The 17,807-nt window shown below is 41.7% G+C and carries 13 protein-coding genes; 6 read left to right on the forward strand and 7 right to left on the reverse strand.

Annotation, left to right across the window (positions count from 1 at the left end; all coding sequences use genetic code 11):
• The first annotated feature begins 25 nt into the window (after positions 1-25).
• The 5 genes from topA to HGR01_RS35770 all read left to right on the forward strand — a co-directional run bounded on the left by topA (position 26) and on the right by HGR01_RS35770 (position 8,145).
• Entirely contained in the window at positions 26-2,710 is a 2,685-nt protein-coding gene (gene topA / locus HGR01_RS35750) for a type I DNA topoisomerase (RefSeq protein WP_096621943.1), read from the forward strand.
• A 652-nt stretch (positions 2,711-3,362) separates the two neighbouring features.
• Entirely contained in the window at positions 3,363-3,497 is a 135-nt protein-coding gene (locus tag HGR01_RS35755; protein WP_045867562.1) for a hypothetical protein, read from the forward strand.
• Entirely contained in the window at positions 3,478-3,975 is a 498-nt protein-coding gene (gene aroQ / locus HGR01_RS35760) for a type II 3-dehydroquinate dehydratase (protein WP_045867563.1), read from the forward strand. Before HGR01_RS35755 ends, aroQ begins: the two co-directional genes overlap by 20 nt.
• Positions 3,976-4,098: 123 nt before the next feature.
• Positions 4,099-5,052, forward strand: coding sequence for an ADP-ribosylglycohydrolase family protein (locus HGR01_RS35765; RefSeq protein ID WP_309227678.1), 954 nt, complete (start codon positions 4,099-4,101; stop codon positions 5,050-5,052).
• 366 nt (positions 5,053-5,418) lie between these two features.
• Positions 5,419-8,145: an HD family phosphohydrolase gene (locus HGR01_RS35770; RefSeq protein WP_052335028.1), complete on the forward strand. Its 2,727-nt coding sequence runs from the start codon at positions 5,419-5,421 to the stop codon at positions 8,143-8,145.
• A 125-nt stretch (positions 8,146-8,270) separates the two neighbouring features.
• Here the strand turns inward: HGR01_RS35770 and cofG are convergent, their stop codons facing one another.
• Together cofG and HGR01_RS35780 are read right to left on the reverse strand one after the other, a co-directional pair.
• Positions 8,271-9,236: a 7,8-didemethyl-8-hydroxy-5-deazariboflavin synthase subunit CofG gene (gene cofG / locus HGR01_RS35775; RefSeq protein ID WP_045867565.1), complete on the reverse strand. Its 966-nt coding sequence runs from the start codon at positions 9,234-9,236 to the stop codon at positions 8,271-8,273.
• Positions 9,237-9,441: 205 nt separating this feature from the next.
• On the reverse strand, positions 9,442-10,116 hold the full coding sequence (locus tag HGR01_RS35780; RefSeq protein WP_045867566.1) for a helix-turn-helix transcriptional regulator: 675 nt from the start codon (positions 10,114-10,116) through the stop codon (positions 9,442-9,444).
• Between the two features lie 320 nt (positions 10,117-10,436).
• Here HGR01_RS35780 and HGR01_RS35785 point away from each other — a divergent pair, with 320 nt between their 5' ends.
• Positions 10,437-11,525: a hypothetical protein gene (locus tag HGR01_RS35785; protein ID WP_309227677.1), complete on the forward strand. Its 1,089-nt coding sequence runs from the start codon at positions 10,437-10,439 to the stop codon at positions 11,523-11,525.
• Between the two features lie 99 nt (positions 11,526-11,624).
• Here HGR01_RS35785 and HGR01_RS35790 read toward each other — a convergent pair whose 3' ends face one another.
• The 5 genes from HGR01_RS35790 to HGR01_RS35810 form a co-directional block, all read right to left on the reverse strand.
• A complete protein-coding gene (locus HGR01_RS35790) occupies positions 11,625-12,809 on the reverse strand; it encodes an NAD(P)H-quinone oxidoreductase subunit H (RefSeq protein ID WP_045867567.1) in 1,185 nt (394 codons plus the stop codon).
• Positions 12,810-13,185: 376 nt separating this feature from the next.
• Positions 13,186-14,331: an ankyrin repeat domain-containing protein gene (locus HGR01_RS35795; RefSeq protein ID WP_052335029.1), complete on the reverse strand. Its 1,146-nt coding sequence runs from the start codon at positions 14,329-14,331 to the stop codon at positions 13,186-13,188.
• Positions 14,332-14,840: 509 nt separating this feature from the next.
• Complete coding sequence (locus tag HGR01_RS35800; protein WP_045867568.1) at positions 14,841-15,392, reverse strand: hypothetical protein; 552 nt, start codon at positions 15,390-15,392, stop codon at positions 14,841-14,843.
• Positions 15,393-15,534: 142 nt separating this feature from the next.
• Positions 15,535-17,094, reverse strand: a complete 1,560-nt coding sequence (locus HGR01_RS35805; protein WP_045867569.1) for a TrbI/VirB10 family protein — start codon at positions 17,092-17,094, stop codon at positions 15,535-15,537.
• Between the two features lie 8 nt (positions 17,095-17,102).
• Complete coding sequence (locus tag HGR01_RS35810) at positions 17,103-17,795, reverse strand: hypothetical protein (RefSeq protein WP_045867570.1); 693 nt, start codon at positions 17,793-17,795, stop codon at positions 17,103-17,105.
• Positions 17,796-17,807 lie beyond the last annotated feature (12 nt).

Below are 17,807 nucleotides of genomic sequence, written 5' to 3' on the forward strand. Positions count from 1 at the left end.
AGCTATTCTTTTTTTTGAAATTTCCATGTCAACTCTCGTCATTGTCGAATCTCCAACCAAAGCTCGTACCATTCGCAACTACCTCCCATCAGGCTATCGGGTGGAAGCGTCTATGGGTCATGTACGTGACCTACCCCAGTCGGCTAGCGAAATTCCCACCGCTGTCAAAGCAGAAAAATGGGCACAGCTTGGGGTGAATGTAGATGCCGACTTTGAGCCAGTGTATGTTGTCCCCAAGGATAAAAAGAAAGTTGTCACTCAGCTCAAAGATGCTCTCAAAGAGGCTGATGAGTTGATTCTGGCGACGGACGAAGACCGGGAAGGTGAAAGTATTAGTTGGCATTTATACCAGTTGCTCAAGCCAAAAGTGCCGACAAAGCGGATGGTGTTTCACGAGATTACCCAAGAGGCGATTAAAAAGGCTTTGAAAAACTGCCGCAATATTGATGAGCAGTTAGTTCGCGCCCAAGAAACGCGCCGGATTTTGGATCGGCTGGTGGGTTATACTCTGTCTCCTCTGCTTTGGAAAAAAATTGCCTGGGGGTTATCTGCTGGACGCGTACAATCTGTAGCGGTCAGGCTTTTGGTGACAAAGGAACGCCAACGCCGCGCTTTCCATGAAGGTACTTACTGGGATTTAAAGGCTTACCTGGAAAAGGAAAAAGCTCCATTTACAGCCCAGTTGGTGACGTTGGGAGGCACGAAAATAGCAAATGGCAGCGATTTTGACCCCACAACCGGACAAATATCGGCTGGTCGCAATGTAGTTTTGCTGACAGAAGCAGATGCATTAGCACTGCAAGAACGCCTGAGCGGTAAAACCTGGAATGTCAGAGAAGTAGAAGAACGTCCTGTAACGCGTAAACCAGCGCCTCCTTTTACTACCTCGACACTGCAACAGGAATCTAACCGAAAATTGCGCCTCTCAGCCAGAGACACAATGCGAATTGCCCAGAATTTGTACGAGCAAGGGTACATTACCTATATGCGGACAGATTCGGTGCATTTGTCAGACCAGGCGATCGCAGCTGCACGCAGTTGTGTAGAAAGTCTTTACGGCAAACAATATCTCAGCCCTCAACCCAGACAATACACCACTAAATCTAAAGGCGCACAAGAAGCACACGAAGCCATTCGTCCTGCGGGTAGTACTTTCCGCACTCCCCAAGAAACTGGTTTAAGCGGTCGAGAACTAGCTGTTTATGACTTAATTTGGAAGCGTACTGTCGCCAGCCAAATGGCTGACTCAAGACAAACCCAAGTTAGTATCCAGTTGCAAGTCGAAGATGCAGGGTTCCGTGCTTCTGGGAAGCGGATTGACTTCCCCGGCTATTTACGCGCTTACGTCGAAGGTTCCGACGATCCCGATGCTGCATTGGAAGACCAAGAAGTAATTTTGCCGAGTTTGCAAGTGGGAGATCATCCAGATTGCAAAAACTTGGAAGCGATCGCCCATGAAACTCAACCACCAGCTAGGTACACTGAAGCTACTCTGGTAAAAACCTTAGAAAGTGAAGGGATTGGTCGTCCCAGTACCTACGCCAGTATTATTGGCACGATTATTGATAAAGGTTATGCCCAATTAGTTAATAATGCTCTGATTCCCACCTTCACGGCGTTTGCTGTGACTGACCTATTGGAAAAACATTTCCCTGATGTAGTCGATCCCAGCTTTACCTCCAAGATGGAGCAAACCCTGGATGACATCGCTACAGGGGAAGCTAAGTGGTTACCCTACTTAAAGGAATTTTATCTGGGAGACAAAGGTTTAGAAACCTTAGTCAAAGAACGGGAAAATCAAATTGATGCTACTAAAGCCAGAACAGTAGAACTAGAAAATTTAGCGGCTAAAGTTCGTATAGGTAAATACGGCCCTTACATCGAAGTAGAAAACGGTGAAGGTGTAGTTACAGCTTCGATTCCTAAAGATTTAACCCCAGCAGACCTTGACCCCAAACAAGTTGAGGTATTGCTACGACAAAAAACCTCTGGCCCCGACCAACTCGGTCGCCATCCCGAAACTGGGGAACCAATTTATGTCAAAATTGGCGCTTACGGGCCTTATGTACAATTGGGCGATAAGTCTGATGAAAATCCCAAACCTAAACAAGCTTCCTTACCTAAAGGTGTAACACCAGAAACAGTTACCCTGGATATGGCTGTTGGTCTTTTAGCCTTACCCCGGACATTAGGAGTTCATCCCGAAACAGGTGGGAAAATTCAAGCGAGTTTAGGACGCTTTGGCCCTTACATTGTTCATGACCAAGGTAAAGAAGGCAAAGACTACCGTTCTTTAAAAGCGGCGGATAATGTCTTAACCGTTACTTTAGAACGTGCTTTAGATTTATTAGCCGAACCGAAAAAGGGACGTAGTTCCAGCAGTAGCAAATCCAAAGCTGCCTTACGTGAGTTGGGTACCCATCCCGATGATGATACACCAATCAACATCTATGATGGCCCCTATGGCCCTTACATTAAAAATGGCAAAACTAATGTCAGTCTTCCAGAAGGCCAATCTGTAGAAGATATGACTTTGGAGAAAGCATTAGAATTGTTGGCTAGCAAAGCATCCTCTGGAAAATCGACTCGCAAATCGAGTAAATCTACAACTGCTAAAACTAAGTCAACAACTACTAAAACTAAGTCAACCACTAAATCAACTTCTAAGGCTTCGGCTAGTAGTGCTAAAAAAAATGATGCTGAGGACTAGTAGTACGCCAAGGCAACTTGGCGGGGTAAAGGGGAAAGGGTAAAGGTGAAAGGTTTTTGTCCCTTACCCTTTTCCCTTTAACCTTTACCCAACCTCCACCTAACATTTTTGGGTTGGCAGACTACTAGTAGACAAAGGCTGAATTCCTCAAACTGCTAGTGTGAAATTAAAAAACCTATATAGTCTTGCTGGAGACGGGTTTTTTCTCGGTGCTTGATTTACCTGTGGCGTAATAGTAGTCTTCCCGATTAATTCTCAGGTGGGAATAAATTTAGTAGTCAGCGCTCAAGTTCTGGTAGCCAAGAATTTAGCCCTAGTTATCAGAACTTAAGTCCTGACTACATAACCAGCACATTAATTGCAGTGAACTACAATCAATAGACCAACAGCAAATTAAAAGTCTCTATAAGGATTAGTCAACCATCGCCAATACCTCATATCAAGCAAAGCGATAGTTTCATAGCCGTGGGATTCTTCAGAATGTGATAATCTAGTAGGTAAGGCAGATCACAACACAAAAATTTTATAATGTGGCTCTTTCTTTAAGTTGGAAAGTGCGATCGCCTAATCAAAGGCCAGAGGTGCAAGAGTACGCCAGTTCTGCGTAGCTGTAAGTCAACATTGAGGTAGTATCTCAGGAGCAGTCAGTTAAATGGACTATATAGAAAAGGTACTGGAAAAGCTGAAAGAATTGGCGCGGAAGCTAATTGAAGCTCTGCTCGGGCCAGAAGGTGAGCCGGAACCGGAACTGATTCCGATTCCTGTAAATGAGCGTTCGCGTCGTTAATAGCCTGAAAGTGCCAGACTTGACGTTGCAGCCTTTAAGTATTTTGGTGCTGCATGGGCCAAACCTGAATTTGCTAGGACAGCGAGAGCCGGGAATTTACGGTTCGTTGACACTGGCTGAAATTAACCGCTTGTTAGTAGAAGAGGGAAAGAAACTACAGGTGGAAGTTTTCCCCATGCAGTCTAATCATGAAGGAGTTTTAGTTGATACTATTCATCAAGCCCTAGGAAAACACCAGGGTATTTTAATTAATGCTGGAGCATACACCCATACTAGTGTGGCGTTGCGAGATGCGCTTGCGGGTGTAAATTTACCAACAGTAGAAGTACATTTGAGTAATATTTATCGTCGAGAAGAATTCCGTCATCATTCTTATATAGCACCTATAGCAATTGGGCAGATAAGTGGATTTGGTGTGCAAAGTTATTTATTAGGCTTACAAGCGTTAGTACATCATTTAAGAAAGGATAAAGGATGAAGTATGAAGGCTGAAGGCTGATGAAAATCTTGATACTCTTGTTAGCTTGCGAGAATGTCAAGGAAGAACGTCCTTCGTACTTAACACTTCTTATTTTATATTTGATGTATGCGCTACTCGGTTGTGAGTCGATTTCGCGGGACTTTACTTGGAGCATTAGTAGGAGGAAATGTAGCCTCTGCTAGTGACAAAAAACTGTCGGAACACTATGACATAGATAAAATAGCGGTTTTAGGGACTGAAAGTTTAATTAAACTGGGCAGATTAGATGTAGATGATTGGCGCTCAAAATCTTCACCAGCATCTGCTTATTTAAGTGTCAGTGATCATATTTCCGGCAGAGTGATACTAGCGACACTACCAGTATCACTTTTTTTTCATGAAAATACATTTAAATTGCGACAAAACTTGCTACGTGTGTTAGAAATCTGGGAGGATAACCCAGTGGTACGGGATGGAACACTCGCAGTTGGGTATGCGATCGCTCAAGCCTTGACTGAAAAACTCCATATCCGCACCCTCATTCCCGAAACAATCGCCTTTATTGGTGAAACGCCAACATCTCTACCACAACAATTATTAAAAGTTCAGGCTTTGTTAGATCGGGGTGCAGGATTAGCCAGGGCGCAAGCTGAGTTGAGTAAAGAAGACAAGCTAAGTAACGCGATCGCTATGGCATTTTATTGTTTTCTGACTACTTTAGAAGACTATCGCTTGGCAATTTTACGAGCTACTCAACATGCCGAGATTTGGCAGCAAGACTCTAAGCGTTTACACTTACCTACTGTAAGTGCAATTACTGGTGCTTTATCAGGAGCATACAATAGCACTGCTGGTATTCCTGTGCCTTGGCAAATATTATATTCACCAGCTAACTCCACAACTATGGGAGGGAGCAATTTTTCTTTGATGGTGGGATTAGCTGATGCACTTGTGGCTGTGTGGTCAGGATTGTATAATTTTGCCCTGGATTCTAGCCAATTAACAGCAGAGAGAGATACTATGTCTGAGGAAGCAGCATCGCTACCTTTACAGGTATGCGTCTACTGTGCGCCTCGCGTCATCCGATCGCGTTAATGTTATTTATACTGAATAACATTGTAGGCGTGGAACAAAAATCCCATCCTAGCAATCATCCAACAAAGACAAAATTTAGTAGTTGTTTATACTACAATTTCCAAAGAAACTCTTAACCTGACTCTGTAGGTAGGTATTGTGGCAAAACGGCCCTAGCACCCTCCTCCGAAGTTCCCTATTAATCAGGTTGGTGAATGTCAGCCTTTATCCTTAAAGGTGCGGCTACAAGAACCAAGCCTGCAAAATCAGACTGTGGGCTAATATGAACCAAATTCAGTTACAAGCAGCTGCGGTTGCTTTTGCGGGGACTTCCCCTAGGTTTGTCTTGTTTTGAGGTATCAAAGTAAGCAACTGTAGGCAGAGGTAATGAAACATCAGCGATTTTTGAAGTCCCTAACCCAGCAATTTACTCAATGGCGGCGACAGTACAAAGTATTACGTCGCAAAGGAAAATTGTTGAGATCTGTAAGCGAACTAAATAGCCAAAGCCGCTTGGGAAACATTCCCAAAACTTTGTTGAAGAACATACGTTTGTATGTATCAACAACCAGTGACGGCATTCAAAAACCAGTAATAGCACTCAGATTAATCACTAAATCGGTGCAAGAACACCGATTGGTAAATAACATCGGTGTCAAATGGGTGCATGAAAACCGTTCCTCGGTGATTTTAGCGATCGCAATTGTATCGTTGACGGGTGTGATTGGGTACAAATCTTATGATCAACCGAAGCTAAAAGTTGATACTGTGGCACCCGAAACCATTAAAGCCCCCTACACAGCCCAAATTGAAGACATCGAAAAAACCACAGAGCGACGCAATGCTGTGGTGAACACATCCCCGCCTATATTCAAGGTGGATCAGCAAATTACTGAACAAATTAACCGTAATTTGCAGCAAATTCTCGAGCAAGGTGATGACATTCGTGATGTGGTTGGTGATTTTCCTTTTGCTGAAACTTTACAGTTGTCTATTACTAGCCAAAGTTATCTACGCGCTTGTAGTGAGTCAGAGTGGAAAAATATCTTACTAACCTTAGAAAAAACTAAAAAACAGCCAGTTGGATTTTTGTTACCTAACCAAAACAGCAGTTCTGCGACTGCACAGGAAGCGAAAAAAACCAATGAAACAAACCAGTTACAATCTACATCCCCTCAAGCTGGTTCCCCCAAGCAAGAAGAATTAGCCCAGCCTGGGAAAGCATCTATTAGCCTCAGCCCTGAATATACAAAACTAGTTAATGTCTCTGCCAACGCCGATTTATTTAAAGCCGTGACGGATCTAGAAATTTTTCGAGTCACAAATTCGGCACAAAAATATTCTTTACTGATATCCCAAATTTCGCAAGTCAGGAAAAAATACCAGCTAGCCAAGGAACAGCTATTAAGTATCGAAGCTAGCAGATCCAAAAACATATATCAAGAAAATATTCTTCTAGAGTTATCAGATCAAGATTGGGTAACCACAAAAACATTAATCCGCGATATTTCTGAGCGAATTCTGGCTCAAGGTATTCCTGATGGGCTACCAGAAGATGCTTTAAAGAATACAGTCAACTTGCAAGTGGAGAAATCAGAACCGCCAGCAGCGCAACCTTTAGTTACGAAAGTATTGTTAACTGTGCTGCAACCGAATTTGAAGAAAGATGAAACAAAAACACAACTACAGGCACAACAGGCAGCAGAGAGTGTAGCACCAATCATGGTTGAGGTGCGAAAGGATGACGAAATTGTTAACAAAGGAAAAAAGATTACCCCGTGGCAATTGCACGTATTAGATCATTATCAATTAATTGATAGCGAGACTAACTGGGCAGAGTTAATCAAGGTGACAGGTATTGTCACTACAGCAATTGGCATTTTTGTAATTGTTGAACGTCGGTTAAAAATTAAATTGCGACAACGCGATCGCCTGTTGATTTTACTGCTTACCCTCAGTACTCCAGGGATGCTGACGTTTGGTATATTTACTACCTGGAGTGCGATTGGTTTATTGTTAGGTAGCTTTTATGGCCCATCTTTGGGTGTCACAATTGTAGGGCTATTGTTAGGAGTGCTACCAATTGGCATGGAAGTGAGTAAAATTGCTCTGGTTTCTGGTGCTGCTGGGGGAATAGTAGGCAGTTTAATGGCCAAAAGATTGCGATCGCGTGAGGAACTGGCATTATTAGGACTGGCTATTGCCTCAACCCAGGGAGGAATTTACTTAATTCTCTTAATTCTAGGAAGTCCAGCTTCTTGGTATCTCATCCTTAAAGATGCAGGTTTATTTGCTTTATCCGGTTTAGCATGGATTATTGTAGCTTTAGGCTTGAGTCCTTATTTAGAAAAACTGTTTGATTTAGTCACCCCGATCCGGTTAGCAGAATTAGCGAATCCTAACCGCCCCTTATTAAAGCGACTAGCAACAGAAGCGCCCGGAACCTTTCAACATACGTTATTTGTAGCCACATTAGCAGAAGCCGCTGCTAAACACCTCAAATGCGATGTGGAACTAGTGCGCGCCGGTACGCTTTACCACGACATCGGTAAAATGCACGACCCCTCTGGTTTTATCGAAAACCAAATGGGAGGGCCGAATAAACATGAAACAGAAATTAAAGACCCCTGGAAGAGTGCAGCGATTATTAAAAAGCACGTTAGTGAAGGGTTAGCGATGGCACAGGAACATCTTTTACCCACCGCAATTCAAGCTTTCATTCCAGAACATCAGGGAACCATGCTGATTGCTTATTTCCATCACCAAGCGCAGCAAATGGCAAAAGAAAATCCCAGTATTCAAGTAGACGACGCTGATTTTCGCTACGATGGACCAATTCCTCAATCGCGGGAAACAGCAATTGTCATGTTAGCCGATTCCTGTGAAGCCGCATTGCGATCGCTCAAAGATGCAACACCAGAACAAGCTTTAAATATGCTGAATAATATCTTGCGGGCGAGATGGCAAGACAATCAACTAATAGATTCTGGACTCACACGTGAAGAAGTGTCCGACATCGCCCAAATCTTCGTAGAAGTTTGGCAGCAATTCCATCACAAACGCATTGCTTATCCTAAATACAAAACCAATAACGAGAAAGTAGCTAAGGGGTAGGGAATGGGTGAATGGGGAATGGGTAATGGGGAAGGGGGAAGGGAGAATGGGGAATGGGTGTTTGTTATAAGTTTTGGAAAAGTATTTTGAATTTGTGATGAGTAAATTTGATGAGCAGTGAAATTCTATCCTAAGAATAGACGCGATCGCTTCACCGCATTTTGCAAATCTTCGGATAACCAATTATCAAACTGCGGATAAATTGGCAATCGCGGCACTAACTCCCACCCCGCAGGTTGTAAAATCTCTCTCAATCTCTGTTCCTGAACATGGGGATAATCGGGATTCACTTCGTCTTTTGGCCCAATTCCGCCTAAATCTCTCGCCCCAGCTTCTATACAAGCAAGTAACCACTGCTCATCTTTAACTAAGTTGGGCGGAATTTGAATTGTCATCTCTGATGGTAAAATTTGGCGTGCTTGGGCAATTACTTCTGGTAATTGATCAGGGTCAAAAGGTGGCGCATCAAAGCTTTGCTGATTTCCTGGACTGTGAGGTTGTAAAATCACTTCTTGAATGTGATGATATCGCTGATGTATTTGAGATATAGCAGCTAAAGTTTCTTCGCAATCGGCAATTGTTTCACCAATTCCTAATAATAATCCTGTAGTAAAGGGTATTTGTAATTCCCCTGCCCATGCTAATTGTTGTAACCGCACTTGGGGTAATTTACTCGGTGCGTGTTTATGAACTGTATTTAATAATTTTGGCGTTAATTGCTCTAACATTAGCCCCATTGAAACATTAACATTCTTCAGTTTTTGCATTTCTGCAAAACTCAATGGGCCAGCATTAGTGTGAGGTAAAAATCCCATTGCTAATGCTAAATTGCACAAATCATAAATCCGTTGTAACCATTCTTGGCGTTGTGGTGAATGCGGATGTACTTCACCGCTAAGAATTAAAATCTCATAAATATTTTGGTTTTGTAGTTGTTTTAAAATGCTTTCGGCAGTTGCTAAATTTAGCCAAGGACTTTTACCTGGGTCAGTACGAAAGTTACAGTATGTACATCGATTAAAGCATTCGTAAGTAGGAACAATTGTATAAGCTGGGCTATAGGTTACAGTCCGAGAATTATTGATTTTCATAAAGTTAACAAAAGAAAGCGCCGACACCCCAGAGGGTGTCAGCTATAAGCTAAACAGCATTGAACTTGGACAATCGGAGCAAGCTTTCCATCTCACCCCAAAAGATTTTGATGAATTTAAGTACAAATTGGATATTTTTTAGCTGATACCCATTAATTAAATTATCCAATTTGAACGCCAAGATTCTCTATTATTCTCTCCCTCTTTAATTCCATTTAAAATAATGTGAGGATGAATCTGCAAAGGTAATATGCTCCTTTTCTTGCTGTTTTGCATGAATATTCTTTATGTGCTTTTTGACTGTATTGATTGTAATGTATAGCTGATTGGCAATTTCCTTATAAGAAAGGTTCGCGCGACGTAACTGCCAAACTTGTCTTTCACGGTCTGTTAAGTTGTATTTTTTAGCGTCCGCAATTGCAATACTCTGACTATATAGATTGCAATCTTCTAAAGTCACTAATAAAAAATTGTGTTTGTTTACACATAACTGTAACCATCTAGCCCGCAGGCGTAATTTAATTGTGGGAGTGGGTTCAATTTCTGATTCGATGATAATTTTTTTGTCTGGAAAAAACTCTTGACTATCAATCAAAGATTGACAAATACGCCATATTTCCTCTGGAATTGGATGAACAACAGCTTCTTTGCGCGCTAATTGACGACAAATTGCACGCGCATACTCATTAGCGTGAACTAAATTACCTTCAGTGGTGGCGATTAAAATGCCATCCACAAAGCTTTCAATCATCGCTTGTAGTAAATCAACTTTAGAAACAGACTCTAAATTTTCATCTTTTAGTGATTTTTTAAATAAATTCTTCCCTAAGATAGATGCGAAATTTAGCTTACTATCTTCATCTTCACAAGGAAATAACATTGTCAATCTCCTCCAAAACTCAGCACGAAAGTCATACTTAATAGGTGTTGTACTGAATTTTGCGATTTGAGCTTCTATTTCTACAATGAGTGGGTTGTAAGCCTGACAATGCGGCTGAGGTAAAAACTTGTGAGATGAAGTTTGCGTAATTTACCTGAAGCAAGGTGAAGTTTTTATTAAGTTGATTAGTGCAGCAGTTAGCAGCAAACTATTTTGACTGACGTACACTCTGGCGAAGATAATTCGCGCGCCAGTTGCTACCCTAGAGGCGGCTACTAGTCTGGCGACCCGGCTATATAAATAAAGTCTGATGAAGACTAATGAATTTGAACTGCTTTGCTGCTGCACAAGCTGGGAAAAGTCAGGAGTCTAGCTATATGCAACCACATACTATTGAACAATGGTTTCCAATTGAGCAACAGCGTAAGTACGTTAATCTATTGCAAGGGCGGATTGGGATTACACGCCGTCGTGCAGAATATTTCGTGAAGCTATGGGCTTATTTACTGCTAAAACAACAGCAAGAATTAGGTAAACGCTTACAGCAACCTTTAACAGAACTAGATTTACCAGTTGGGTTTATTCCTTGTACCCATCGCGAAGCCCAAGAAGTTTTCTATGGCGAACAAGAGCGGGGAAGCGATCGCTCTGCGGGTATGATGCTTGATAAGCTAGTGGCTTTGGGGCTAATTGAAAAAGATTTTGATGGTAGTACTACTTGTATTCGCATTCGGTCTTTAATTTCCAATCAGCAAGACTCTACGTTACCTCCAGATGAGATCCAACTTATACCTGATTACTTCAACCCCCGAACTGATGCTATCCCCGTAGCAACCTTTTTAGCCCGTAACTACAATTGGATGAATAAAAAAGCTACAGCGCTTCCCCATAGAATAGCGAGAATTATTCGGGGTTGGGCAGAACAATATCCTAAAGGAATGCGGGTACTACGCCGCAGTGATACCCAAGATGCTGTAGGGTTTTATGTCTTATATCCTGTAGCGCCGGAATCGGAAGCAAATTTCTTTATCCCACCACGCCATAGCTTACACTTGAGTGCAACTTGGGAGCATGACCCATTTCAAATTGCCAATATAGGCGATCGCAATTGTACTTCGGTGTTTGTCCGTAGTTGGCAAATCGATCTACCTTACAAACAGCTAAATACCGCCAGTGAATTTTTACAAGATGTCCAAAAAGCATTTGTGCGGATGCAAGCTGATTTTCCTGAGCTATGCGATATATATTGTTTAGCAATTCATCCCAATGATGAAGAACTATTATCATCATTAGGCTTTCAAAAAACCAATTCAGACTCCCAAATTTATCTCCATTGGATGTATTTGCCATTAGATAAATATTTGAGTTTGGATATTGACCAAGCAATCTCAAAATTGAAATTTGATTAACATTTCCCAAAACAATAGGGACACAAACAATGTTGTGCCCCTATTATGTGTTTTATTTCAACAAAAAATGCGATCGCGCAGTAGCTTGTAAAATCAAGGCTATCTATCAACAGAACCCATAATTACGTCGATACTACCCAGAATGACCACAATATCTGCCACTTTCATACCTCGGAGTAAGTGAGGCAGAATTTGCAGGTTGTTGAAATCGGCGGCGCGAATTTTCCAACGTGCAGGGAACACGTTATCATCACCTACCATATAAATTCCCAGCTCACCTTTACCGCTTTCAACACGGGCATAAATTTCACCCTTGGGAATCTTAAAGGATGGAGAAACTTTTTTACCAATGTACTGATAATCAAAAGCATCCCATTCCGATTTTTTCCCAGCAGCTAAACGCTTGGCTTCCAAGTTTTCATAAGGGCCACCAGGAAGTCCTTTAATAGCTTGGCGAATAATCTTCACAGATTCGCGCATTTCCCGCATCCGCACGACGTAACGCGCAAAGCAATCGCCGGCGGTTTCCCACTGTACATCCCAATCAAAATCGTCATAGCATTCATAGTGGTCTACCTTCCGTAAATCCCACTTCACCCCAGAAGCACGTAACATAGGGCCAGAAAGTCCCCAGTTAATCGCTTCTTCACGGGTGATAGTACCAATTCCCTCAATCCGACGGCGGAAGATGGGGTTATTGGTAACTAACTTTTCGTATTCATCAACTTTGGGGATGAAGTAGTCACAGAATTCTAAGCACTTATCGACCCAACCATAAGGTAAGTCAACTGCTACGCCACCAACACGGAAATAATTGTTATTTACCATCCGGTAACCGGTGGCTGCTTCCCATAAATCATAAATCATCTCCCGTTCGCGGAATTGATAGAAGAAGGGAGTTTGAGCGCCTACGTCAGCTAGAAAGGGGCCAAACCACAGCAAATGGTTAGCAATGCGGTTCAATTCCAGCATAATGACGCGAATGTAGCTGGCGCGTTTGGGGACAGCTACACCTGCCAATTTTTCGGGGGCGTTAACGGTAACTGCTTCGTTAAACATCCCTGCTGCGTAGTCCCACCGACTAACGTAGGGGACATACATAATAGTGGTGCGGTTTTCCGCAATTTTTTCCATTCCCCGGTGCAGGTAGCCAATCACTGGTTCACAATCAATGACATCCTCGCCATCCAAGGTCACAATTAACCGCAAAACCCCGTGCATTGAGGGATGGTGCGGCCCCATATTCAGCACCATTGGTTCTGTGCGGGTTTCTATTCTTGCCATAGCTTACAGTGTTCTCCCGTTCATGAAAATTTAGAATTGGATCGCGTAGATGCCAACCAGACCCAAGTTATCGTGTCTGCCAAAAAAGGCTCTTCCGGGCAATACAAGAATTGCGCTTACAGGGTTAGGTTGGAGAGAAGATGGCAGCCGAGGGATTTTGGTTGATGTTTATTTTTGTTGCACTTCTTCAATTATTATATGGAGCTTGAGATGCATAGAATTGAAGTGCAAGAATTTTTTCACCAGACTCGACAGTCAAAAGAAGGCTGAAGGCTAAAATATCAAGGTTGTTTGCATAGCATCTTTGACAAGAGAAGTATAAAATTGTACAGCTTGCGGCAAGCTACTCTGTGTCTAAGACTTCAGTTGACTTTTTTCACACTTTACCACCATAGCGTTTTAGTAGTTGAATCATCGAACTATCACCCTTTGCTAAGGCTAGCTGTAGCGGTGTTTTACCTTCGCGGTCTCGCAGATTGACTTTAGCTTTTTTCGTCAGCAGAAATTCGATAAAATCCAGCGTATAGTAATTTTCTGCCATGACTGCAGTATGCAAAGGCGTTTTCCCAGAATTGTCTTTAGCGTTAATATTCGCACCTTGAGCTACCAAGAGTTTTCCTGATTCTTTCATGGCGTAATGTAGGGGTGTTCTGCCTAAATTATCTTTTGCTCTTACATTTGCCCCTTTCGCGAGCAGAATTTTCATCAACTCAGGATTAGTCACATGGTAATGCAATGGTGTTTTACCCTCGGCACTTTTTAAATTGACATTTACCCGCTTCGCCAATAGTAATTGTAATGTTTCTTTACTCAAATCTGAGTAATGGATAACTGCTAAACCTCTATTGTTGAGAATATCTAACTTAGCACCACGCTCGATGAGTAATTTAGCGAAATCCGGGCGAGCGATCGCATAATGTAGGGGTGTAAAATTTTGATTGCTTCTAGCGTTAATATCTGCACCCTTAGCTAGCAAAACTTGACCTACTTCTAACTTTCCGTGGTCTGCAGTCAGATGTAAAGCTGTGAGTAGTTCATTGTCTTTAGCGTTAACATTTGCACCTTTAGCAATGAATAATTCTGCAACTTCCTTCGTTAATTTACCATAGAGATTATGCAGGGGCGTGATATTAGAATTATTCTTAGTATTAACATTCACACCCCCATCAATTAATAGCTGTGCTAATTCCAGCGAACCACCTACATAATGTAATGCGGAATTTCCCTGAGAATCTTTTGCTTTAATATCTGCGCCTTTAGAGATTAATAATTTAACTAAATTAACATCACCTTGCTCAATTAAAGGATGTAGTAAAGGAATTACAGCATCGCCAAAATTACATGATTCATTGGGATTACTACCAGATTCTATAATTTTTTGAACTTCTGCCAATTGTCCTAACATTAATTGTTGGCATATTGGCGAAATATTTCTTGATTGCGATAAAGCAATTTTAGGTGTAGATAAAATAAAAACAGCCGAGAGCGATGATAGAACAACACCTGATAAAAATTGCCCCATAAAATTTCAACGGCAAAGCCATATAATATAAATTGATTTTTGAGTTATCAATTTATCATAAAATGAGCTGCGTCTTGCCTCAGCAAATACTTATGGTTGCTATAGGAATCTGCTTTGATTCGGAGAAATTATTTGCGTAGGGAGGGAACAGGGAACAGGGAACTCTTAACAGGGAAGAAGAAATAAAAGTGTACTTAGTTTTTTTCAAAAATCAAATATGAGTCCTATATAAAAATCCTTGCAGGAGTTGCAAAATTACTTGTTAAGGTAGGGAAAAGGGAACAGACCTCGCAAAATAACTATCCTAGCGCCTAATGCACCGCCGCATATATAGTGCCTTACTGACTCATCAAAATATCATTAAGCTGATACGCGCCTAGATTAAATATTCTGGCGTTAGGGCTGTCAAGGGTCAAGAGTCAAAAGTCCAAGCTAGCCTTTGACCCTGGACTCTTGACTTTTTGACCTCTTGAGCGCGAAATATACAATTTAAATGCGTAACAGCTTATTCACTGCGAAACTCTAACGCAAGGTGAAGCACTTTTAGAAGTATTATCAGGATAAATCGCTAAAGTATGATATTCAGGATTACTATCTCCATATAAAATGCGGAAAGTATATAACTTAGTGCCTTGACCCTCAGTAATCACCGTTAAAAGTGTATTACTAGCATTGGGTAAACCCGGAATTGCTAATTTTTTAATTCGTCTTAATTGAATTACATTTGCGGAAGAGTTTTGGCAATCTCCTGTACTAGCTTGTTCGCCAAACTGCATACACATCGGCCCATCAAAATCTACAGTTACCTGTGATGGGTCATTTAACCAAACTTTTTTAATCTTCTCTCCCGATGGAATAAAACTTAAGTTTGTACCTTGTTGATACCAAACTGTAATAGTAGGTACTACTCCACTTAAACCTTGTGCTTGACAAGAAAAAATTGAACGGAGAACAGCATTTTGCGCTACCGCACGTCCTGCTAATAATAAAACTACCGCAGCAAAACTTACAGAAGCCAGAGGTAAGAAATAGGGATTCTTGAGGAGGTTTGCTAATTTCATGGCTCTACTGGGGACTGGGGATTGGGATGAGGGAGAAAATGACCTTTAAATGTTGGCTCTTGTAGAGACGCGATTCATCGCGTCTCTACAAGTATTAACGAAGAATGAAGCATTTTCATACTTCATTCCCCACCACTAATATTTAAAACTCAATTGGTTGATTGACGTAAATTTCTACTTCTGTACCTGCTGGTAAAAACCAAACATTAGTGCGCTGCATCATTTCAGTAGCGGCTTGTTGATTGCGTTGAGCAATTTGGGGAACTACGGTGTTCATCCCACCTTCTAATATGCCTGCTAAGAGGTTGCTTTGAGGATTGGTACTGCTAACAACAGTACCGCCAGCATTGGTTGTCACTACTTGAGATTCACTCCGATTCATTAATTCGGCGGCTTTACCCAAACCACCTAAGACAAACATACCTAAATCCATACCAGCAATGGATGAGCCACGATTGGGGAATTGTTGCGCTAGCAAAGGTTTACCGTGGGCACCGCGAATAATCATGGCATTGGAAGGTAGACTATGTTCTGTAATTCCATCACCATCTTTTGCGATCGCTTTCACTACATCTAGTTGTAGTAAGCCTTGTTCGGAAAGAGAGCGAATTTCTGTTAATAACTCTGTACCCGCAGGTATGGCGACTTTACCATCTGCACTTTTTATGGGTTGTTGTAGCTGCACTACGAAGGTGTTTTTGGGTTTTTCAGCATCGCTGTTACCACCTGCATTCATGGTTTCTCCAAATACAGCCGTCGCTAAGACACCTTTGATACTACTCCCAACTGCGATCGCTTTGTCACTCTGCTTTCCTTCTTTGCTAGCAAGTAGGGTTGACTCTGCTGCTGGGTTTGTAGTGGTAGTTTCTGGTGTTGGCGTGGCTTCTGGCTGGGAATTATTTGCCTGTTGCGCCATCTCTGGAGTGTTGGTATTAGGAGTACTGGCTGTTTCGGAATTATTGCTACTAATTTGACCATAACTCCCTAACTTAGCTAAAGTTGTCCACATTTGATATGGGTCTAGCTTAGGTTTGGGAGTAGCATTAACGGCTGGCTTAATCTCTGGTTGAATCTCTGGTTGTCTAGCAACTATTTGGGGTGGTGGAAAAGGTTGGGAGTTGACGGGTGTTTGTGGCGGCTGGGGTACGTCAACAATACGTTCAACTGTCACTATCCGAGGCGCGTGGCTTTTAATTGCAGTCCTAGATGCGATTTGCTGTGGAGGTATTTTTATCCCTCTAAGTTGTTGTTGTGCTAGTTTCACAGCCTCGGCTTGTTCTGTCAGCGCTAATTTAGTTTTGAGAGACTCTATTTCTAATTCTGGCTGTGGAGATTCACTCACTACCGGCGATTTCACATCTGGAGAGAGATTCTTCTTTTTTGACTTTTGACTGCTACCACTCATCATCTGCGTTAAAAAGCCGCCAGCAACCAAAACTACAGCCAAGGTTGTCGTACCAACTAACCCTAACTTCGCAAAGGGATTAGAAGAGAGAGATTGCTCTGTTTTCACTGCTTCTGGTTGAGCAATTGGCGGTTCAAAGATGATTAATTCTTCTGCTTCTTCATCACTTGTTAAGGGGAAATCTTCATTTTCCAAGCCAACTAATTTGGCCATTCTTACTTCCCAATCTAGAGACTCTAGTTCTAGTGGGTAATTGTAATTTGTGGAACTTTTTGCTGAACTTGAATAGGGAGTCATAGGGAACCTTATGGTGATTTTTCAGAACAACTTTTATCCTGGAGATCACAGATTTTATAAATTTTCAGTTTCGCCTCACCAATGCGGTAAGCTGCCAATTGTAATGGTACTGGTGCATTAGGTAAGGAAGCGACTTCTTCATCTGTGGCTTGGACAAAAATTTGTTTATTAATTGGTTTTGATTCACCCAGTCTATCGGAGCCATTGAAAACTAATTGATTAGCCAACATTTCAACTTTCCATTTCCCGTCAGCTATTTGTGTAGGTTGGGAAATTCTTTGAATTACTAATATCTGCTCAGTTGCTCGATTAAAATTTTCTAATTGTTGATTAGCAGTTAAATTAGTAATTTCTGTTTGGAATTTAGGTTGAAATTCTGGCATTACTAATTCGGAACTAATATCCCACACTGTTTTTGGCGGTTGTTTTTCTGACCAAGTCAGCATCAAAGTCATGGCTTCACCCACGAAGCGCCGGATTGTTTCTGGATACCGTTCGATATTTTCTTGGGGGTCTACTGTAATCGCTTGACCATCAATTAGTTGCACTAGGCTTTGCAATGTAGTTTGCTTATTTAATTGTTGCAAAATTGACCAGTGAAACATCAATATCAGTAAAGTTAACAGATGCAAGCCCAATGTGGCAACTGCAAATAATGGTAAGATGCTATTTTTTTTATTTTCGGTTTTAAGTATTTGCATTGCTGCTGAATT

The sequence above is a fragment of the Tolypothrix sp. PCC 7712 genome, from assembly GCF_025860405.1.
Lineage (GTDB): Bacteria > Cyanobacteriota > Cyanobacteriia > Cyanobacteriales > Nostocaceae > Aulosira > Aulosira diplosiphon.

Excerpts from the sequence above, each read along its gene's own strand:
- aroQ (WP_045867563.1), top strand. The coding sequence starts at position 3,478 with ATGAGCGTTCGCGTCGTTAATAGCCTGAAAGTGCCAGACTTGACGTTG.
- HGR01_RS35790 (WP_045867567.1), bottom strand. The coding sequence starts at position 12,809 with ATGGCAAGAATAGAAACCCGCACAGAACCAATGGTGCTGAATATGGGG.
- topA (WP_096621943.1), top strand. The coding sequence starts at position 26 with ATGTCAACTCTCGTCATTGTCGAATCTCCAACCAAAGCTCGTACCATT.
- HGR01_RS35780 (WP_045867566.1), bottom strand. The coding sequence starts at position 10,116 with ATGTTATTTCCTTGTGAAGATGAAGATAGTAAGCTAAATTTCGCATCT.
- HGR01_RS35800 (WP_045867568.1), bottom strand. The coding sequence starts at position 15,392 with ATGAAATTAGCAAACCTCCTCAAGAATCCCTATTTCTTACCTCTGGCT.
- HGR01_RS35785 (WP_309227677.1), top strand. The coding sequence starts at position 10,437 with ATGAATTTGAACTGCTTTGCTGCTGCACAAGCTGGGAAAAGTCAGGAG.
- HGR01_RS35805 (WP_045867569.1), bottom strand. The coding sequence starts at position 17,094 with ATGACTCCCTATTCAAGTTCAGCAAAAAGTTCCACAAATTACAATTAC.
- cofG (WP_045867565.1), bottom strand. The coding sequence starts at position 9,236 with ATGAAAATCAATAATTCTCGGACTGTAACCTATAGCCCAGCTTATACA.
- HGR01_RS35810 (WP_045867570.1), bottom strand. The coding sequence starts at position 17,795 with ATGCAAATACTTAAAACCGAAAATAAAAAAAATAGCATCTTACCATTA.
- HGR01_RS35755 (WP_045867562.1), top strand. The coding sequence starts at position 3,363 with ATGGACTATATAGAAAAGGTACTGGAAAAGCTGAAAGAATTGGCGCGG.
- HGR01_RS35795 (WP_052335029.1), bottom strand. The coding sequence starts at position 14,331 with ATGGGGCAATTTTTATCAGGTGTTGTTCTATCATCGCTCTCGGCTGTT.
- HGR01_RS35770 (WP_052335028.1), top strand. The coding sequence starts at position 5,419 with ATGAAACATCAGCGATTTTTGAAGTCCCTAACCCAGCAATTTACTCAA.